22 protein-coding genes and 1 other annotated feature are annotated in these 18,799 nt (G+C 49.7%); of the genes, 7 read left to right on the plus strand and 15 right to left on the minus strand.

The genetic code is table 11. The features are described from left to right. Positions 1-55 precede the first annotated feature (55 nt). From D9734_RS14100 to thrS, 13 genes are all read right to left on the minus strand, one after another. Positions 56-769 (minus strand): EAL domain-containing protein, encoded by a 714-nt coding sequence (locus D9734_RS14100; RefSeq protein WP_130208274.1) that lies wholly within the window; start codon positions 767-769, stop codon positions 56-58. Positions 770-1,015: 246 nt separating this feature from the next. After that, the gene (locus tag D9734_RS14105; protein ID WP_130208276.1) at positions 1,016-1,480 is read right to left on the minus strand and encodes an NlpC/P60 family protein; all 465 of its coding nucleotides are present in this window, start codon (positions 1,478-1,480) and stop codon (positions 1,016-1,018) included. Positions 1,481-1,557: 77 nt separating this feature from the next. Then, positions 1,558-2,307: a vitamin B12 ABC transporter ATP-binding protein BtuD gene (gene btuD, locus D9734_RS14110; protein ID WP_130208278.1), complete on the minus strand. Its 750-nt coding sequence runs from the start codon at positions 2,305-2,307 to the stop codon at positions 1,558-1,560. Then, entirely contained in the window at positions 2,307-2,858 is a 552-nt protein-coding gene (btuE, locus tag D9734_RS14115) for a bifunctional thioredoxin/glutathione peroxidase (protein WP_130208280.1), read from the minus strand. Before btuE ends, btuD begins: the two co-directional genes overlap by 1 nt. Positions 2,859-2,921: 63 nt before the next feature. After that, positions 2,922-3,902, minus strand: a complete 981-nt coding sequence (gene btuC / locus D9734_RS14120; protein ID WP_130208282.1) for a vitamin B12 ABC transporter permease BtuC — start codon at positions 3,900-3,902, stop codon at positions 2,922-2,924. Between the two features lie 100 nt (positions 3,903-4,002). Beyond that, complete coding sequence (gene ihfA / locus D9734_RS14125; protein ID WP_002440155.1) at positions 4,003-4,302, minus strand: integration host factor subunit alpha; 300 nt, start codon at positions 4,300-4,302, stop codon at positions 4,003-4,005. 4 nt (positions 4,303-4,306) lie between these two features. After that, a complete protein-coding gene (gene pheT / locus D9734_RS14130) occupies positions 4,307-6,694 on the minus strand; it encodes a phenylalanine--tRNA ligase subunit beta (protein WP_130208284.1) in 2,388 nt (795 codons plus the stop codon). Positions 6,695-6,708: 14 nt separating this feature from the next. After that, entirely contained in the window at positions 6,709-7,692 is a 984-nt protein-coding gene (gene pheS / locus D9734_RS14135; RefSeq protein ID WP_000018588.1) for a phenylalanine--tRNA ligase subunit alpha, read from the minus strand. A 209-nt stretch (positions 7,693-7,901) separates the two neighbouring features. Further along, positions 7,902-8,026 (minus strand) — a sequence feature (Phe leader region). After that, on the minus strand, positions 7,976-8,020 hold the full coding sequence (gene pheM, locus D9734_RS14140; RefSeq protein WP_001386830.1) for a pheST operon leader peptide PheM: 45 nt from the start codon (positions 8,018-8,020) through the stop codon (positions 7,976-7,978). It overlaps the preceding feature by 45 nt. Positions 8,027-8,142: 116 nt before the next feature. Continuing rightward, entirely contained in the window at positions 8,143-8,499 is a 357-nt protein-coding gene (rplT, locus tag D9734_RS14145; RefSeq protein WP_000124850.1) for a 50S ribosomal protein L20, read from the minus strand. A 53-nt stretch (positions 8,500-8,552) separates the two neighbouring features. Then, positions 8,553-8,750, minus strand: a complete 198-nt coding sequence (rpmI, locus tag D9734_RS14150) for a 50S ribosomal protein L35 (RefSeq protein ID WP_001124225.1) — start codon at positions 8,748-8,750, stop codon at positions 8,553-8,555. A 92-nt stretch (positions 8,751-8,842) separates the two neighbouring features. Beyond that, positions 8,843-9,385, minus strand: coding sequence for a translation initiation factor IF-3 (gene infC / locus D9734_RS14155; protein WP_001700733.1), 543 nt, complete (start codon positions 9,383-9,385; stop codon positions 8,843-8,845). Positions 9,386-9,388: 3 nt separating this feature from the next. Further along, positions 9,389-11,317: a threonine--tRNA ligase gene (gene thrS, locus D9734_RS14160; RefSeq protein ID WP_130208286.1), complete on the minus strand. Its 1,929-nt coding sequence runs from the start codon at positions 11,315-11,317 to the stop codon at positions 9,389-9,391. 301 nt (positions 11,318-11,618) lie between these two features. Between thrS and yniD the strand changes: the two genes are divergently transcribed. Further along, positions 11,619-11,726, plus strand: coding sequence for a small membrane protein YniD (yniD, locus tag D9734_RS14165; RefSeq protein WP_064529152.1), 108 nt, complete (start codon positions 11,619-11,621; stop codon positions 11,724-11,726). 60 nt (positions 11,727-11,786) lie between these two features. Here yniD and D9734_RS14170 read toward each other — a convergent pair whose 3' ends face one another. Further along, the gene (locus D9734_RS14170) at positions 11,787-12,545 is read right to left on the minus strand and encodes a YdiY family protein (protein ID WP_130208288.1); all 759 of its coding nucleotides are present in this window, start codon (positions 12,543-12,545) and stop codon (positions 11,787-11,789) included. Positions 12,546-12,831: 286 nt separating this feature from the next. Here D9734_RS14170 and pfkB point away from each other — a divergent pair, with 286 nt between their 5' ends. The 3 genes from pfkB to D9734_RS14185 all read left to right on the plus strand — a co-directional run bounded on the left by pfkB (position 12,832) and on the right by D9734_RS14185 (position 15,115). Beyond that, positions 12,832-13,761 (plus strand): 6-phosphofructokinase II, encoded by a 930-nt coding sequence (pfkB, locus tag D9734_RS14175; protein WP_130208719.1) that lies wholly within the window; start codon positions 12,832-12,834, stop codon positions 13,759-13,761. A gap of 101 nt (positions 13,762-13,862) precedes the next feature. Beyond that, the gene (gene ghoS / locus D9734_RS14180; RefSeq protein WP_130208290.1) at positions 13,863-14,150 is read left to right on the plus strand and encodes a type V toxin-antitoxin system endoribonuclease antitoxin GhoS; all 288 of its coding nucleotides are present in this window, start codon (positions 13,863-13,865) and stop codon (positions 14,148-14,150) included. Between the two features lie 104 nt (positions 14,151-14,254). Then, positions 14,255-15,115 carry a fructosamine kinase family protein gene (locus D9734_RS14185; protein ID WP_130208292.1) on the plus strand — a complete coding sequence of 287 codons (861 nt, stop codon included), beginning with the start codon at positions 14,255-14,257 and terminating at the stop codon, positions 15,113-15,115. 40 nt (positions 15,116-15,155) lie between these two features. Here the strand turns inward: D9734_RS14185 and D9734_RS14190 are convergent, their stop codons facing one another. After that, positions 15,156-15,692 carry a YniB family protein gene (locus tag D9734_RS14190; protein ID WP_130208294.1) on the minus strand — a complete coding sequence of 179 codons (537 nt, stop codon included), beginning with the start codon at positions 15,690-15,692 and terminating at the stop codon, positions 15,156-15,158. Positions 15,693-15,838: 146 nt separating this feature from the next. Here D9734_RS14190 and hxpB point away from each other — a divergent pair, with 146 nt between their 5' ends. The 3 genes from hxpB (at position 15,839) to tcyP (ending at position 18,783) form a co-directional block, all read left to right on the plus strand. Further along, positions 15,839-16,507 carry a hexitol phosphatase HxpB gene (gene hxpB, locus D9734_RS14195; protein ID WP_130208296.1) on the plus strand — a complete coding sequence of 223 codons (669 nt, stop codon included), beginning with the start codon at positions 15,839-15,841 and terminating at the stop codon, positions 16,505-16,507. 161 nt (positions 16,508-16,668) lie between these two features. Beyond that, a complete protein-coding gene (locus D9734_RS14200; protein ID WP_130208298.1) occupies positions 16,669-17,259 on the plus strand; it encodes a metal-dependent hydrolase in 591 nt (196 codons plus the stop codon). Positions 17,260-17,391: 132 nt separating this feature from the next. Continuing rightward, a complete protein-coding gene (tcyP, locus tag D9734_RS14205) occupies positions 17,392-18,783 on the plus strand; it encodes a cystine/sulfocysteine:cation symporter (protein WP_064529160.1) in 1,392 nt (463 codons plus the stop codon). Positions 18,784-18,799: the final 16 nt, after the last annotated feature.

Below are 18,799 nucleotides of genomic sequence, written 5' to 3' on the forward strand. Positions count from 1 at the left end.
CCTGTTTGATAGTGTAGACGGTTACTCTCGTCTTAAACACCAGCAAACAAGAGGGTTATCGCTGGACCAGCGTTGTTATCTGGCTTACGGGAACTGCGGGCCACAAGCATCCCTGAAAAGCATGGAAACCAAACGGCACCATCTGCGCCAACATCTCCGGTGTATTAATACCAGCAGCAATAATACAATTGCAACAAGGTGAAATTTGCGCATGGAGCGCACGAATAAAAGGCGCGAAAGATTTATGGACTATTTGTTGCTGAATAAAACCTTTATCCAGCATGACGCGAGTGAAAAGCCCATCAAAAACAGCCTTCATTGTACTGTTGCCCGCACCCAAATTTCCCAAAACCAATGGAAAAATTTGCGATAAGTGCAAAAGTTCATAATTATCTTTTCCCTCATTAAGATGAGGATAATTTTCATTAATCATCAATTCAGCAAAGGGAATTTTTAATAGTTTGCTTGCGTAATTATCCCTATCTAATAATAACTTTGCTACTTGTGGCGTTAAATTAATCCAGGCAAAGAGTTTATGTTGAATGAAAAAATGTTGGCATGATTTTAGTAATTCCAACTTTTCGGCAAATAATTGCCAATGCTGCTCCTCTGAAAGTTGTGCAATAACCCGTGTCGTCGGGATGCGAACCGTACCGTCGTCACTGGAGAAATGGGTTATTAACTCAACCCCAACAAGATTTTGTTGGCTGTCTCTTATCGGTAGAAAATAGTAATCAGAATGATAAAGATTCTCCAGTAGGCCCTTCATGGTAACAGCCCCTCTCTTCGGATTTTTTTCAACATCCAGATAAAAAGTTTGAGGCCATAAGGCATAACAAATACAGAGGGAATAACTTTCATTTGTTCCATGTTAACCACTTTTTCAGGGGTCCTTTTTTTAGATTATCCTGAGTATAAACGAATATTCCATTTGCGGTATTTTTGTCTGCAAAATACTACTGTATTCAGGAGTTAACAGACGGTGCGGTATCAGCACCGTCCATTTATTGAGATACTAGATTCGTCTCGCCTGCCAGAAATTTTTCTGCCAGTAGACATTATCGAGGGAAGAACGCATCACCCCCTTGCTGGTAGAGGCGTGAATGAATTGATTGTTGGTATCGTAAATACCCACGTGTAAACCATTTTGCCCGGAACCTGTTTTGAAAAAGACCAGATCGCCTGGCAGCAATTCTTCTTTATCAATTTGGGTACCGATAGCGGCCTGTTGTTTTGTTTCGCGTGGCAACTGTAAGTCGAAACGGTCACGCATCGTCACAACCACGAAACCAGAACAGTCCACTCCACGTCGAGTCATGCCGCCATAACGATACGGCGTACCATGCCAGCTCTGTAGTTGATCGTTCAAACCGGCAATGACAGTAATGGAGTCAGAAAGCCTGGCGTTTGGCGGCGGCGCTTTATGATGGCTACACCCGGCCAGAAACAGTGCTGTAATTAAAATTAGGCAGAAACGCATTCCGTACGAATCCTCTGTTTTTTATTCTTGCATTAATTTAGCGTCGAAATTACCCGTTTTTCAAGATGCTAATGAAATCAGGTGGTCGAAATCAGCATTCGGTGACCTTCAATGTCCAGACGACGGAAGCTCATGCCATAAGCCTGGGCCAGATTCGGCGGCGTTAGTACTTCATCTCTCCGCCCACTGGCAAGCAGTTTTCCTTGTTTAAGTAACCACGCCCGATGCGCGTGACGCAATGTGTGGTTAAGATCGTGACTGCTCATCACAATCGCCACGCCTTGCTGACAGAGCGCGCTCAAAATTTTATCTAACGCGCTTTGCTGGGCAACATCAAGGCTGTTCATGGGTTCATCAAGGAGAAGCAATTGACCTGCCGGATTCGCTTGCGGCGTGATTTGTAGCACCACAGCAGCAAGACGGACACGTTGCCATTCACCACCGGATAGTTGATTGGTGCTTCGACCGAGTTTGTCATCAAGGGCCAACGCCCCTGCGACATCATTTAGCAGATCGGTTCGCGTTTTATCGTGCTGGTGCATGGTCAGGTAATGCCAGACCGGCATAGCAAACGGCGGTGTCTGTTGTTGTGCAAGATAGGCGCGATGCAGGGCGAGTTTTGTTGCGGGCCAGGTATCCAGTGGTTTACCTGCAAACTGAATGCTTCCCTGACCACTGGTCATCCCCGCCATTCGCGCCAGCAAGGTGCTCTTGCCCGCGCCGTTCGGACCCACCAGATGCAGGATCTCCCCTGCCCGGACCTCGCCAGAAAGCGGCCCCAGGCGGGTTGATTCCGCTACATCCTGTAACTGCATCACAATAGACATTATTTTGCCAACGCCAGTTTAATGCTTTCCATTACAATAGGATCTTCCGGCGTCATATCCGGGGAAAAACGCTGGATGACCTTTCCGTCTCTACCCACCAGAAACTTTTCAAAATTCCACAAAATATCATCAGGGTACAGTGGCGCACGGCCTTTGCTGGCCATTCGCGCGTAGAAACCGCTCTCTTCCGGTGCCACCGCCGTCGGCGCTGCGGCAATCAATTTTTGATATAGCGGATGACGACCTTCGCCATTGACCTCAATTTTACTGAACATTGGGAACGTCACGCCCCAGGTGGTGGTGCAATAAGTTTTAATTTCTTCATCACTACCTGGTTCTTGTTCAAGGAACTGGTTGCACGGAAATCCCAGCACGACGAAACCACGATCGGCCCAGGCTTTCTGGATGTTCTCCAACTGTTCATATTGCGGCGTTAAGCCACACTTTGAAGCGACATTGACAATCAGCAGCACATTACCGGCATATTTCTCCAGCGTGGTCACTTCCCCGTCAATCGTCTTCACTACGGTGGTCAGAATGGGATCTTGCATCGTGTCTCCTGGAAAAGGTCAGTAAAAAATCTTAGCTTTTAATCATAGACCGTCTTTATGCGGCTAACGTCCTGCTTTTAACAATAACCAGATAAACACCGGCGCCCCCAGGGTGGCGGTGACCACACCAATCGGTAACTCTGCGGAAGCCAGCGCCAGTCGAGCAACAATATCGGCAAGCAGCAACGCAGTAGCACCTGCCAGCGCGCAGCCGGGAAGTAATACCCGGTGATCGGTTAATCCGCACAGCCGCAGAATATGCGGGATAACCAGGCCAATAAACCCAATAGCGCCAGCCAACGCCACACTGACACCGACCATCCAACCGGTAGCCGCGACCAGCACATTGCGCCAGAGCCACAGTGGTAACCCCAGTTGTCGCGCCGAAATTTCACCCAGAGCTAACATATTCATTGGGCGGGACTGACAGCAAATCCACAACAACACCGGAATCAAGGCCACCATCAGCCAACTTTGCCGCCAGTCTACACCCCCAAAGCCGCCCATCATCCAGTACATCAGTTGGCGTAAATCAACAGACGTGGAAAAGTAGATGGCCCACGTCATTAACGCGCTACAGATGATACCCAGCGCAACACCAGCCAGCAGTAATCGGCTGGTTGAAAGATGACGGCGGGCAAAACGCAAGAGAATTAAGGTGATAATAAGCGCGCCAGCAATCGCACACAGCCCCAGCGCCCAGTTCGGTAACTGCCCTTGTCCGAGCAATACAGCGGCGATAAGCCCCACTCCAGCGCCGTTAGAGACGCCAAGCAGCCCCGGCTCCGCAAGAGGGTTTTCAAACAGCGCCTGCATGACCGCGCCTGATAACGCCAGCGCCGCGCCAACCAGCAATACAGCCAAGGTACGTGGCAGGCGAATTTGCCAGACGAACAGTTCGCCACGAGGAGTGAACCAGTCGGCAGGTGAAATCCATTGTTCACCAGCGCAAAGGCTTAAGAGAAGCGCCAGCAGCATCAAAACTGACAGGCATAATAACCAGCGAATATTTTGTCGCTGTTGTTGGCGGGCAAGTGTCAGCATGGTATCCGTTCTGCTGAAGTGTCATTCCGTTGATTTTACGGTGACTCTTCGACAGTGAAAAGAAAAAAGGCCGCAGAGCGGCCTTTTTAGTTAGATCAGATTACTCGTCTTTGGGTGTGGCGTTTTCGACCCGGCTTTTTAACTTCTGCCCGGGTCTGAAGGTCACCACGCGCCGTGCTGTAATGGGAATATCCTCGCCCGTTTTCGGGTTACGTCCCGGGCGTTGATTCTTATCACGCAGATCGAAGTTACCAAAACCAGAGAGTTTCACCTGCTCGCCGTTTTCCAGAGCGCGACGGATCTCTTCGAAAAACAGTTCAACCAGTTCTTTGGCATCCCGCTTGCTAAGCCCAAGCTTATCAAACAGATATTCTGACATTTCAGCTTTTGTAAGCGCCATAGGTTCAATCCCTCAATGATGCCTGGAATCGCTCTTTTAATGCCTCTACACATTTGGCGACGGTAGCGGCAATCTCCTCTTCTTCGAGTGTACGGCTGGTATCTTGCAGGATCAGGCTTATGGCGAGGCTCTTATACCCCTCCGCAACACCCTTACCGCGGTACACGTCAAACAAGTTTACGCCAACTACCTGATTTACGCCAACTTTCTTACATTCGGATAAAATATCCGCTGCGGGAACGTTTTCTGCAACCACAACCGCGATGTCACGACGGTTCGCCGGGAAGCGCGAAATCTCGCGCGCTTGAGGCACCACACGGTCTGCGAGCTTGTTCCACTCCAGTTCAAACACCAGAGTGCGACCGTTAAGATCCAGTTTACGTTCCAGTTCAGGATGAACAACCCCAACAAAACCAATACGTTCACCTTTCAGATAAATCGCTGCGGATTGTCCCGGATGCAGTGCCGGATTCGCTTCTGCACGGAACTCAACATCAGCCAGTTTACCGGTCAGGTCGAGAACGGATTCAAGATCGCCTTTCAAATCATAGAAATCAACAGTCTCTTTTGCCAGGTTCCAGTGCTCTTCGTAACGGTTACCGCAAATCACACCGGCTAACATCAGATCCTGACGAATGCCCAATGGCGCCTGCGTATCTGGCTCGAAGCGCAGACCGCTTTCAAAAATGCGCACACGGTTTTGCTGACGGTTCTGGTTGTACACTACAGTTGCCAGCAGACCGGTCCACAGAGAAAGACGCATTGCCGACATTTCAACGGAAATCGGGCTTGGCAGCAGTAAGGCTTCAACGCCCGGGTGGATCATCTGCTGCACTTTCGGATCAACGAAGCTATAGGTGATCACTTCCTGATAGCCTTTGTCGTTGAGCAGCGTTTTCACGCGCTTGAGTGACAAATCGGCTTCACGGTGAGTCCCCATAATCAGGCTCGCCTGCACCGGTTCATCCGGGATGTTGTTGTAGCCGTAAACACGCGCCACTTCTTCGACCAGATCTTCTTCAATCTCCATGTCGAAACGCCAGCTCGGTGCAACAGCCTGCCACTCGTCCTTGCCTTCGGTCACTTCACAGCCGAGACGACGCAGAATGTCAGTCACCTGTGCATCGGCAATATGATGGCCGATCAGACGATCCAATTTGCTACGACGCAGAGTGATGGTCGCACGCTTCGGCAACGTTGCTTCGTTAGTGATATCGATAACCGGGCCAGCTTCACCGCCGCAGATATCGATCAGCAGACGGGTCGCACGTTCCATTGCTTTGTGCTGCAGTGCCGGATCAACACCACGCTCATAACGGTGAGAAGCATCAGTATGCAGGCCATGACGACGAGCACGACCGGTGATAGACAGCGGGCTGAAGAACGCGCATTCCAGCAGGACGTTTTGCGTTTCGTCATTCACTCCAGAGTGTTCGCCACCGAAGATACCGCCCATCGCCAGCGCCTTGTTGTGGTCGGCGATGACCAGGGTGTCAGCGTTCAGCTTCGCTTCGGTACCGTCGAGCAGTACCAGCGTTTCGCCCTCTTTCGCCATCCGCACCACAATGCCGCCTTCAATGCGATCTTTGTCGAAAGCGTGCATCGGCTGACCCAGTTCGAGCAGCACGTAGTTGGTGACGTCAACCACTGCATCGATAGAACGAATCCCGCAACGACGCAGTTTTTCTTTCATCCACAGCGGAGTTGGCGCTTTAACGTTAATGCCTTTTACTACGCGGCCAAGATAACGCGGGCAGGCTTCCGGCGATTCTACCGCAATCGGCAGCGTGTCATCGATGGTTGCACCAACCGGGACAATTTCCGGTTCAACCAGCGGAAGCTGGTTCAGCACGGCAACATCACGCGCTACGCCGATAATGCCTAAGCAGTCGGCACGGTTTGGCGTCACACTGATTTCGATGGTGTTGTCATCAAGTTTCAGGTATTCACGGATGTCGGTGCCAATTGGCGCATCCGCAGGCAGTTCGATAATACCGTTATGATCGTCAGAAATACCCAGCTCAGAGAAGGAGCACAGCATCCCTTCAGACGGTTCACCGCGCAGTTTCGCGGCTTTAATTTTGAAATCGCCCGGCAGTACAGCACCAATAGTTGCTACCGCCACACGCAGGCCCTGACGACAGTTTGGCGCGCCGCAGACGATGTCCAGCAGGCGATCGCCACCGACATTGACTTTGGTCACTCGCAGTTTGTCAGCATTCGGATGCTGCGCACATTCAACCACTTCACCAACGACCACGCCGTGGAAGCTACCGGCAACCGGTTCTACACCGTCAACTTCCAGGCCCGCCATCGTGATTTGATTCGCCAGCGCATCACTATCGATCGCCGGGTTCACCCATTCGCGTAACCACAGTTCACTGAATTTCATAATCTATTCCTGCCTTATTTAAACTGTTTGAGGAAACGCAGATCGTTTTCGAAGAATGAACGCAGGTCGGTGACGCCGTAACGCAACATGGTCAGACGCTCCATCCCCATACCGAAGGCGAAACCGGAGTAAACTTCCGGATCGATGCCAACATTACGCAGCACGTTCGGATGCACCATCCCGCAGCCCAGTACTTCCAGCCATTTACCGTTTTTACCCATGACGTCCACTTCTGCAGAAGGTTCGGTGAACGGGAAGTAGGAAGGACGGAAGCGAATCTGCAAATCTTCTTCAAAGAAGTTACGCAGGAAGTCGTGCAGCGTGCCTTTCAGGTTGGTAAAGCTGATGTTGGTATCAACAATCAGACCTTCCATCTGATGGAACATCGGCGTGTGAGTCTGGTCGTAGTCGTTACGGTAAACGCGGCCAGGCGCGATAATACGAATCGGCGGCTGCTGGGCTTTCATGGTGCGGATCTGTACGCCAGAGGTCTGGGTACGCAGCAGGCGGGTAGCGTCAAACCAGAAAGTGTCGTGGTCAGCGCGCGCCGGGTGGTGACCAGGAATGTTCAGAGCATCGAAGTTATGATAATCGTCTTCGATTTCCGGCCCGGTTGCCACGGTAAAGCCAAGCTCACCGAAGAAACTTTCGATACGGTCGATAGTGCGGGTAACCGGGTGCAGGCCACCGTTTTCGATACGACGACCAGGGAGGGAAACATCGATAGTTTCCGCAGCCAGACGCGCATTCAGCGCTGCGCTTTCCAGTTCAGCTTTACGCGCATTCAGCGCCTGCTGAACTTGCTCTTTCGCTTCGTTGATAACCGCACCAGCTGCCGGACGCTCTTCTGGCGGCAGCTCACGCAGGGTCGTCATCTGAAGGGTTAAGTGCCCTTTTTTACCCAAATATTCGACGCGCACATTGTCTAACGCGGCAACATCTGACGCCTGGCTAATGGCCGCCTTCGCACTGGCAACCAGTTCTGCGAGATGTGACATGGTTTTCCTCATTGTGTCAGTGGTGACACTGGTTCGTTGGACTTAGAGCCTATCCCATCAGGCTATTTTACTTGCCATTTTGGTCCCGGGCAGTGCTCGAAATCCTCACGTACTTAAGTACGCTCCGGTTTCTCCGCGCTGGCCGTGTCCAGACTGGCTGCGACAATTACGCCTGATGAGACAGGCTTTTTATTTTTCAAAACGCGCATACAAAAAAAGCCTCCACTGGGAGGCTTTCAGGCGCTGTTTTCCGTTTCTCTTCTCACGCGCTAGCCTCCTGGAGTCAGGTGCTAAAGTAAAAAAAGAAGCGGAAAATAGCAGCATTCATTGCTTGCGTTACCTTTTGGTACTTTTCAAAAGACCTTTATTGAAAAGGCTACAGCGATAAAAGTCAATGTTTTGATGGCGTTGAAACGAAAAGAGGGAGACTAGCTCCCTCTTTCAACTGGCTTATGCCAGAGCTGCTTTCGCTTTTTCAACCAGAGCGGTGAACGCTACTTTGTCGAATACTGCGATATCAGCAAGGATCTTACGGTCGATTTCAACAGAGGCTTTTTTCAGGCCATTGATGAATTTGCTGTAAGAAATACCGTTCTGACGTGCTGCTGCGTTGATACGCGCAATCCACAGTTGACGGAACTGACGCTTACGTTGACGACGGTCACGGTAAGCATACTGACCAGCTTTGATAACAGCCTGGAAGGCAACGCGGTATACGCGAGAACGCGCACCGTAGTAGCCTTTAGCTTGTTTCAAAATTTTCTTGTGACGTGCGCGTGCAATAACACCACGTTTTACGCGAGCCATATGTGCTCTCCTGTATCTATATTCTAATTAAAAAGTTAAAAAACGTTAACGGCTTATGCGTACGGCAGGCACGCGATTACCAAGCCCAGATCGCCTTTGGAAACCATGGCTTTCGGACGCAGGTGACGTTTACGTTTGGTCGCTTTTTTGGTCAGAATGTGACGCAGGTTAGCGTGCTTGTGCTTAAAACCACCTTTACCGGTTTTTTTGAAGCGCTTAGCAGCACCGCGTACGGTCTTAATTTTTGGCATTTTAATAACTTCCACTTCGCATTGTTGATAAACAGAAACAAAGGCGAATCACCCTGTGAGCCGAGGCCCACAGGAATGATTACTTGATGGCCTTACTGTTTCTTCTTAGGAGCGAGCACCATGATCATCTGGCGGCCTTCGATCTTCGTTGGGAAGGATTCGACCACTGCCAGTTCTTGCAAATCGTCTTTCACGCGATTAAGCACTTCCATACCGATTTGCTGGTGCGCCATCTCACGACCGCGGAAACGCAGCGTGATTTTGGCTTTATCACCCTCTTCGAGAAAGCGAATCAGGCTGCGGAGTTTTACCTGATAGTCGCCTTCATCTGTACCAGGACGGAATTTAATTTCCTTAACCTGGATAACTTTTTGCTTTTTCTTCTGTTCCTTAGAAGACTTGCTCTTTTCATAGAGGAATTTGCCGTAATCCATTATACGACAAACCGGCGGCTCGGCGTTAGGGCTGATCTCGACTAAGTCTACTCCGGCTTCTTCAGCTTTCTCCAGAGCTTCTCTCAGACTCACAATACCAAGCTGCTCGCCTTCCAAACCTGTTAAGCGAACTTCCTGGGCGCGAATTTCGCCATTGATACGGTTAGGACGCGCCGTTTGAACTCGTTTTCCGCCTTTAATACCTTATTCCTCCAATTGTTTAAGACTGCGGCTGCGAATCTCTTGTTGCAGCTTCTCGATCACTTCATTTACGTCCATGCTTCCCAGGTCTTTACCACGGCGGGTGCGAACGGCAACTTTGCCAGATTCCACCTCTTTATCACCACAGACCAGCATATATGGGACGCGACGCAAAGTGTGCTCGCGGATTTTAAAGCCAATCTTCTCATTTCTCAAGTCTGCTTTAACACGAATGCCCGCATTTGATAGTTTTTGCGTCAATTCGTTAACGTATTCAGACTGTGAATCCGTAATGTTCATGATAACAACCTGAACCGGCGCAAGCCAGGTCGGGAAGAAACCAGCGAACTCTTCGGTCAGGATACCGATGAAACGTTCCATCGACCCAAGAATTGCACGGTGAATCATTACCGGAACCTTACGCTCGTTGTCTTCGCCTACATAGGAAGCGCTCAGACGAGACGGTAAGGAGAAGTCCAGCTGTACTGTACCGCACTGCCATGCACGATCGAGGCAGTCATACAGGGTAAATTCAATTTTCGGACCGTAGAACGCGCCTTCACCCAGTTGATACTCAAACGGGATGTTGTTTTCTTCCAGCGCAACTGCCAGGTCCGCCTCAGCACGATCCCACATTTCGTCACTGCCAATACGTTTTTCAGGACGAGTGGAAAGCTTGACCACGATCTTCTCGAAGCCAAAAGTGCTGTACATATCATAGACTAAACGGATACATCCGTTAACTTCATCGCGAATTTGTTCTTCAGTACAGAAGATATGCGCGTCATCCTGGGTAAAACCACGCACGCGCATCAGGCCGTGCAGGGATCCTGACGGCTCGTTACGGTGGCAGCTACCGAACTCGGCCATACGCAGCGGCAGATCGCGATACGACTTCAGCCCCTGGTTAAAGATTTGTACGTGACCCGGACAGTTCATCGGCTTAATGCAGTATTCACGGTTCTCAGAAGAGGTGGTGAACATTGCATCTTTATAGTTTTCCCAGTGACCGGTTTTTTCCCACAGGACGCGGTCCATCATAAACGGACCTTTAACTTCCTGATACTGGTACTCTTTCAGTTTAGAGCGAACGAACACTTCCAGTTCACGGAAGATGGTCCAGCCGTCATTGTGCCAGAACACCATACCCGGCGCTTCTTCCTGCATATGGTACAGGTCGAGCTGTTTACCGATTTTACGGTGGTCGCGTTTAGCGGCTTCTTCCAGACGCTGCAGATACGCGTTGAGGGCTTTTTTATCTGCCCACGCAGTACCATAAATACGTTGCAACATTTTGTTGTTGCTGTCGCCGCGCCAGTAGGCCCCTGCCGTTTTCATCAGTTTGAAATGGTGGCAGAAACGCATATTCGGTACGTGCGGACCGCGGCACATATCGACATATTCTTCGTGGAAATAGAGGCCAGGCTGGTCATCATGGGCGATGTTTTCGTCCAGGATGGAGACTTTATAGCTCTCGCCGCGTTTAACGAACGTTTCACGCGCTTCGTGCCAGCTGACTTTCTTCTTAATGACGTCGTAGTTTTTCTCAGCAAGCTCATGCATCCGCTTCTCGAGTGCTTCGACATCTTCCTGGGTTAACGTGCGGTCAAGATCAACGTCGTAATAGAAACCGTTGTCAATAACCGGGCCGATTGCCATTTTGGTATGCGGCCAAAGTTGTTTAATTGCGTGCCCTAACAGGTGCGCGCAGGAGTGACGAATGATCTCCAGACCTTCTTCGTCTTTAGCGGTAATGATCGCCAGTTTAGCGTCGTTTTCAATCAAATCGCACGCATCTACCAGTTCGCCATTAACGCGCCCTGCGATACAGGCTTTCGCCAGACCTGGACCAATGTCCAGCGCAACATCCATGGGGCTTACAGCGTGGTCGTAATGGCGTTGGCTGCCATCAGGAAGAGTAATAACAGGCATGTTATATCCTTATTTGCAGTGGTGACCCACACGAAAGATCACATACAAAGATTCATATGAAATTTATCAAAAAGGTTTGGGCTGATTCCCGCTTCACTCTGCGAAATATGTCACAGCATGCTGATTGGCGATGCCAGACCTACACCCACTTTCTGATAATACCGCTTGGCAGTTTACACGGTAATTGTTATCGGGCAAAGCGACAATCATCATGTTTGATATGATATAAATCAATACAGGCAACACCTGACCCTTTTGTTACACTCGATTATTGAAGACTGGAAATCCCCTGGAAAAACGCATGCCGACAAAACGTTTCAACAAAAAACACTGGAAGATGGTGGTCGTCCTGCTGTCTATTTGCGGCGCGATGCTGTTGCTGCGCTGGGCAGCGATGATTTGGGGCTGAACGGTGAGGCGCTATCAACAAACAATGCAGCCAGACCGCAGAACACGGCCCGGCACATTATTACATCCTGTAGCCCAGCGATAACGTGGTGCGGCGATCGGTATGTTCCGGCGCAGACTCAGGCGGTTCAGAGTTCCATGTAACGTTGTAGGCCACCTTCAGACCAAAATGTTCATTGATGGCAACATTTAATGCACTTTCCGAGTTCAGCGTAGTGTCTTCAGCACCAAAAACCGATACACCCTGGGTAAATTTAGCGTTGTCGGTCAACTGCCACGCATAGGCTCCGGAGGCATACCCCAGCGGCTGCGTTTCACTGGCATTATCGGTATATTTGTCGTAACGCACGCCAGGACCGAATTCAAAGCGGAAGCTGTGTACCGGGCCATTTAAAAACTGGCGACCATAACCCGCAGTCAATACATCTCGTTCCCGATAGCCGTTATAACGGTCTGTCAGCCAACTTGCCTGACCAAACAGATAGTCATAATCAGTTAAATTAAAACGGCTACGCCCACCAACTGCATATTTTTCCGAAGAACGCTCATCATTAGAAGAAGTATTGCTGGCATTTCCCCACAGCGACCAGGCAGTCGTCTGCCCATACCAAGTCATAGTGGTATCAGCCGTCAGTGAGGAACTTTTCGTGTTGCCTGATTGTGCAAGGTAACCTGCATTCAGATTACCTTCGAAAGGTTTTTTTGCGCTGGCAGGATCGTCCATGACAGTAAAAACGGAATCATCGGCAGTTGCAGTCAGAGACGCAAACATACCCCCCGCCAACATAACGATGGCAGGAACTGTCTTCAAAAGCTTCATTTATTAAAAGTCCGTACAACAAAAAAAGAGACCATCGCGGTCCCGGAAACTTTCTTAAGGATCAAAGAGTAGCGTCCCTGGAAAGGTGACAAATTATAAAAAGGAGTGAAAAACTTAGCAATGACTTCTTATTTCATTTTTTGAATAAGCGCGTTGCGAAAACAGATATTTATTTATATATCTTTACCTTATTAATTTTATATAAATATCTAATAAATCATATTGTTAATTCCTTCACTTTCCACTGATTCAGTGCCAGACTGAAATCAGCCTATAGGAGGAAATGATGGTACGTATCTATACGTTGACACTTGCGCCCTCTCTCGATAGCGCAACAATTACCCCGCAAATTTACCCCGAAGGAAAACTGCGCTGTACTGCCCCCGTGTTTGAACCAGGTGGTGGCGGTATTAATGTCGCTCGCGCTATTGCTCATCTGGGCGGGAGCGCGACGGCTATATTCCCGGCCGGCGGCGCGACCGGCGAACATCTCGTCGCTCTGCTGGCCGATGAAAATGTCCCTGTTGCCACTGTCGAAGCGAAGGACTGGACCCGCCAGAATCTGCATGTACATGTGGAATCCAGCGGTGAGCAGTATCGCTTTGTCATGCCCGGCGCAGCTTTAAGCGAAGATGAATTTCGTCAACTTGAAGAACAAGTTCTGGAAATCGAGTCAGGGGCTATTCTGGTTATTAGTGGAAGCCTGCCACCAGGCGTGAAACTGGAAAAGTTAACGCAGCTTATTTCTGCTGCGCAAAAACAAGGAATACGCTGCATCGTCGACAGTTCCGGCGAAGCCTTAAGCGCAGCACTGGCGATTGGCAATATCGAGTTAGTTAAACCTAACCAAAAAGAACTCAGCGCACTGGTAGGTCGCGAACTCACTCAACCCGATGATGTGCGTAAAGCCGCGCAGGAAATTGTTAATAGTGGTAAGGCCAAACGGGTCGTCGTTTCCCTTGGTCCACAAGGAGCGTTGGGGGTAGATAGCGAAAACTGCATTCAGGTTGTGCCACCGCCGCTAAAAAGCCAAAGTACAGTCGGTGCTGGCGACAGCATGGTTGGGGCTATGACGCTGAAGCTGGCAGAAAATGCCTCGCTTGATGAAATGGTTCGTTTTGGCGTGGCTGCCGGTAGTGCCGCAACACTCAATCAAGGAACACGCCTGTGCTCCCATGACGATACACAAAAAATTTACGCTTACCTTTCCCGCTAATCGAGACATTCCCCCCTCGGTTGGGGGAATCACCACAAACCTGTCGGCAATGCGTTTCTGCGACTATGCTAAAAAATCACGTGATAACAAAGAGGTGAATTATGGCTGGTGGCGATCTTGTCCGTTATGTCATTACCGTCATGTTGCATGAAGATACATTAACTGAAATTAATGAGTTAAATAACTTTCTGACACGCGATGGCTTTTCACTGACCATGACAGACGATGATGGGAATATCCATGAACTCGGGACGAATACCTTTGGACTTATCAGTATGCAAAACGAAGATGAGATAAGAGAACTCGTTGCCGGACTCGCCCAGAGTGCTACAGGCAAAGACCCCGAGATAAGGATCACCACCTGGGAGGAATGGAATAGCAACAAATAAAGATTTTTGGGCAATAATCAGTCTGTGGTGTGCGTTAGCTCGTGTTTTTACACCTTATTCTTGCGCTAACCTTATGATCTGGCAGACAGCATGGGAGAGACATCATGTGGCAGGTAATCAGTCGTCTTTTGAGCGAGCAGTTAGGTGAAGGCGAAATCGAACTGCGTAATGAACTGCCTGGCGGGGAAGTCCATGCCGCATGGCATTTGCGCTATGCAGGACGTGACTTTTTCGTCAAATGTGATGAAAGAGAATTGCTTCCCGGTTTTACCGCCGAAGCCGACCAACTGGAGTTATTGTCTCGCAGTAAAACCGTCACCGTACCCCGGGTGTGGGCAGTTGGCGCTGACCGTGACTACAGTTTTCTAGTGATGGATTATCTCCCTCCTCGGCCGTTGGATGCACATAACGCCTTTATTTTAGGGCAGCAAATTGCGCATCTACATCAATGGAGCGACCAGCCACAATTTGGCCTCGATTTCGATAACGCCCTTTCTACTACCCCTCAACCCAATACCTGGCAACGCCGTTGGTCAACGTTTTTTGCTGAACAACGGATTGGTTGGCAACTGGAGCTGGCAGCAGAAAAAGGGATCGCCTTCGGCAATATCGACGCCATCGTCGAGCATATCCAGCAGCGCCTGGCCTCACATCAGCCGCAACCATCACTGTTACACGGCGATCTATGGTCAGGGAATTGTGCGCTAGGTCCGAATGGTCCGTATATTTTCGACCCTGCTTGTTACTGGGGCGACAGAGAGTGCGATCTGGCGATGTTGCCGCTACATACCGAACAGCCTCCGCAAATCTATGATGGTTATCAATCAGTGTCACCGCTACCGACCGATTTCCTCGAACGCCAACCGATTTACCAGCTTTACACTTTGCTAAACCGTGCAAGGTTGTTTGGTGGTCAACATCTGGTTATTGCTCAACAATCATTGGATAGATTGTTAGCCGCGTGACGGGAGTCGATGATAATGGCCGCACCGCGCGGCCTTTGTATTAAATGAAACCGAGCAGAGAAAAGAACACGTATCCCGCAGCAATACAAATGACCGGCAGGATATAGAGTGAAAAAAACTGCGTGAAGATAGTATGGCGTGGAACGACAATGCGCGACTCGATCTGTTCACGCGTTAACCCCTCTTCCCCTTTAGCCTTCTCCAGAATGAGTTGATCTTCAACGCCTTCGCGCAAGAAGCGCACCTGACGACTCATGCGTGCTCCAGAGTCTTGCAACGCCAGACCGACAAAAATCAGGATAAAGATCACCCAGAACATAACGTTCACACCACCATTAAAATTGGGCGTCGGCGAGTTATACCAGAACAGATTCAAAAAAGGCGTATTCGCTTGCATCATATCGATCATGACATGGGCAAAGTCGAGCATTACCGCATTAATGCCTTCCTGGGTTTCTTGCCGGATATTCATAAACTTCAGCAAGGAAATCAACGTGGAAACAAGTGTTGGTATAAAAATCACCCAACCGAAAATCCTTTTCAAAATAGCAATGCGTCCAGCTTGTTGATACGTCATGAGTTCTCCTTGATTAAGACGCGTCGATTCACTTAGTTTACCTGTAGATATCTGTTTTCGCCCATTCTTTAAAGGCGATATGATAGGCGCTTAATCATAAGCACTGCTTAATACCTTACACATAATGCTCTAAAGGAGAGGTTGTAATGTCAACCCCACGACAGATTCTTGCTGCAATTTTTGATATGGATGGATTACTTATCGATTCCGAACCATTATGGGATCGGGCCGAACTGGATGTGATGGCAAGCCTGGGGGTGGACATCTCCCGTCGTAATGAGCTACCGGACACCTTAGGTTTACGCATCGATATGGTGGTTGATCTGTGGTATGCCCGGCAACCGTGGAATGGACCGAGTCGTCAGGAAGTGGTCGATCGGGTAATTGCCCGTGCCATTTCGCTGGTTGAAGAGACGCGTCCATTACTGCCTGGCGTGCGTGAAGCCGTTGCTTTATGTAAAGCGCAGGGCTTATTGGTCGGCCTGGCCTCAGCGTCACCGCTGCATATGCTTGAAAAAGTGCTGGCCATGTTTGACCTACGTGACAGTTTCGATGCCCTCGCCTCCGCCGAAAAATTGCCTTATAGCAAGCCACATCCGCAGGTTTATCTCGACTGCGCAGCAAAACTGGGCGTTGACCCAATCGCCTGCGTGGCGCTGGAAGACTCTGTTAATGGCATGATCGCCTCGAAGGCAGCACGAATGCGCTCCATCGTCGTTCCAGCACCAGAAGCGCAAAATGATCCACGTTTTGTGTTGGCGAATGTAAAACTTTCATCCTTGACAGAACTCACCACGAAAGACCTCCTCGGCTAATAAAAAGGGGCGTGGTGACACGGCCCCTGGTTGCTTATCTGAAATCACGTTCAACTGATGATTTTATCATCATATTATGATGAAGAGTTACACCGTCACCACTTCCGCGCACTGTATAAAAACCCTATACTGTACGTATCGACAGTTTAGTGAGTTTTATCATGACGGCGGAAGGTCACCTCCTCTTTTCTATTGCTTGTGCGGTGTTTGCTAAAAATGCCGAGCTTACACCCGTGCTGGCACAGGGTGACTGGTGGCATATTGTCCCTTCTGCAATATTAACTTGTCTGTTACCGGATATTGACCATCCAAAGTCGTTTCTTGGGCAGCGATTAAAGTGGATATCAAAACCCATTGCCCGCGCTTTTGGTCACCGTGGCTTCACCCACAGTCTGCTGGCGGTGTTTGCTCTACTGGCGACCTTTTATCTGAAAGTTCCGGAAAGCTGGTTTATTCCAGCTGATGCTCTGCAAGGTATGGTTCTCGGTTATTTGAGTCATATCCTTGCTGATATGCTGACCCCTGCTGGCGTTCCCCTACTCTGGCCGTGCCGATGGCGTTTCCGTCTACCAATTCTGGTTCCACAAAAAGGCAACCAGTTAGAACGTTTTCTCTGCATGGCGTTGTTTGTCTGGTCAGTGTGGATGCCCCATTCACTGCCCGAAAACAGTGCCGTGCGTTGGTCATCGCAAATGATTAATACCTTGCAGCTCGAGTTTCATCGCCTTATTAAGCATCAGGTTGAATACTAAAAAAACAAAAATCGCTTTTCTGGAATAAGCCATTCCATTTGAATATAAGAGCCAGCTCACAGTTCTGTTAATCTTGCTTCAACACTATGGCTACTGCGTAGCGATAGAAATAATAAGATCAGGAGAACGGGGATGAACTTTCCATTAATTGCGAACATCATAGTGTTCGTTGTGCTGCTGTTTGCGCTGGCCCAAACCCGCCACAAACAGTGGAGTCTGGCCAAAAAAGTGCTGGTAGGTCTGGTGATGGGTGTGGTTTTTGGCCTTGCCCTGCATACCATTTATGGTTCTGACAGCCAGGTACTTAAAGATTCTGTTCAGTGGTTTAACATTGTCGGTAACGGCTATGTTCAGCTACTGCAAATGATCGTCATGCCGCTGGTATTTGCCTCCATTTTAAGTGCGGTTGCCCGTCTGCATAACGCGTCTCAACTAGGCAAAATCAGTTTTCTGACTATTGGTACGCTACTGTTTACCACGCTGATTGCGGCGCTGGTCGGTGTACTGGTCACTAATCTGTTTGGTCTGACAGCTGAGGGGCTGGTTCAGGGTGGCGCTGAAACTGCGCGTCTGAACGCTATCGAAAGCAACTATGTCGGTAAAGTCTCTGACCTGAGCGTTCCGCAGCTTGTCTTGTCCTTTATCCCGAAAAACCCGTTTGCCGATCTGACCGGTGCCAATCCGACGTCAATTATCAGCGTGGTAATTTTTGCGGCTTTCCTGGGCGTTGCAGCACTGAAACTGCTGAAAGATGATGCGCCGAAAGGTGAACGAGTCTTAACCGCTATCGATACGCTGCAAAGCTGGGTGATGAAACTGGTTCGCCTGGTCATGCAACTGACGCCATACGGCGTTCTGGCACTGATGACCAAAGTCGTTGCTGGCTCCAACCTGCAAGACATCATTAAACTGGGTAGCTTCGTTGTCGCGTCCTACCTCGGTCTTATCATTATGTTTGCAGTGCATGGCATTCTGCTGGGTATTAATGGCGTAAGCCCACTGAAATACTTCCGTAAAGTCTGGCCAGTGCTGACGTTTGCCTTCACCAGTCGCTCCAGTGCTGCGTCTATTCCGCTGAATGTAGAAGCACAAACGCGTCGTCTGGGTGTTCCTGAATCCATCGCCAGTTTCGCCGCATCTTTCGGCGCGACCATTGGTCAAAACGGCTGTGCCGGGCTGTATCCGGCAATGCTGGCAGTGATGGTTGCGCCTACGGTTGGCATTAATCCGCTGGACCCAATGTGGATTGCGACACTCGTTGGTATCGTCACTGTGAGTTCAGCAGGTGTTGCAGGCGTTGGTGGCGGTGCAACATTCGCCGCACTGATTGTACTCCCTGCAATGGGCTTGCCGGTAACGCTGGTGGCATTGTTAATTTCCGTTGAACCACTTATCGATATGGGCCGTACGGCACTGAACGTCAGCGGTTCTATGACCGCAGGTACACTGACCAGCCAGTGGCTGAAGCAGACCGATAAATCCATTCTGGATAGCGAAGATGACGCCGAACTGGCTCACCGTTAACCCTGGCTTATAACGC

Source organism: Escherichia sp. E14S1 (assembly GCF_004211995.1).
Taxonomy (GTDB): Bacteria; Pseudomonadota; Gammaproteobacteria; order Enterobacterales; family Enterobacteriaceae; genus Escherichia.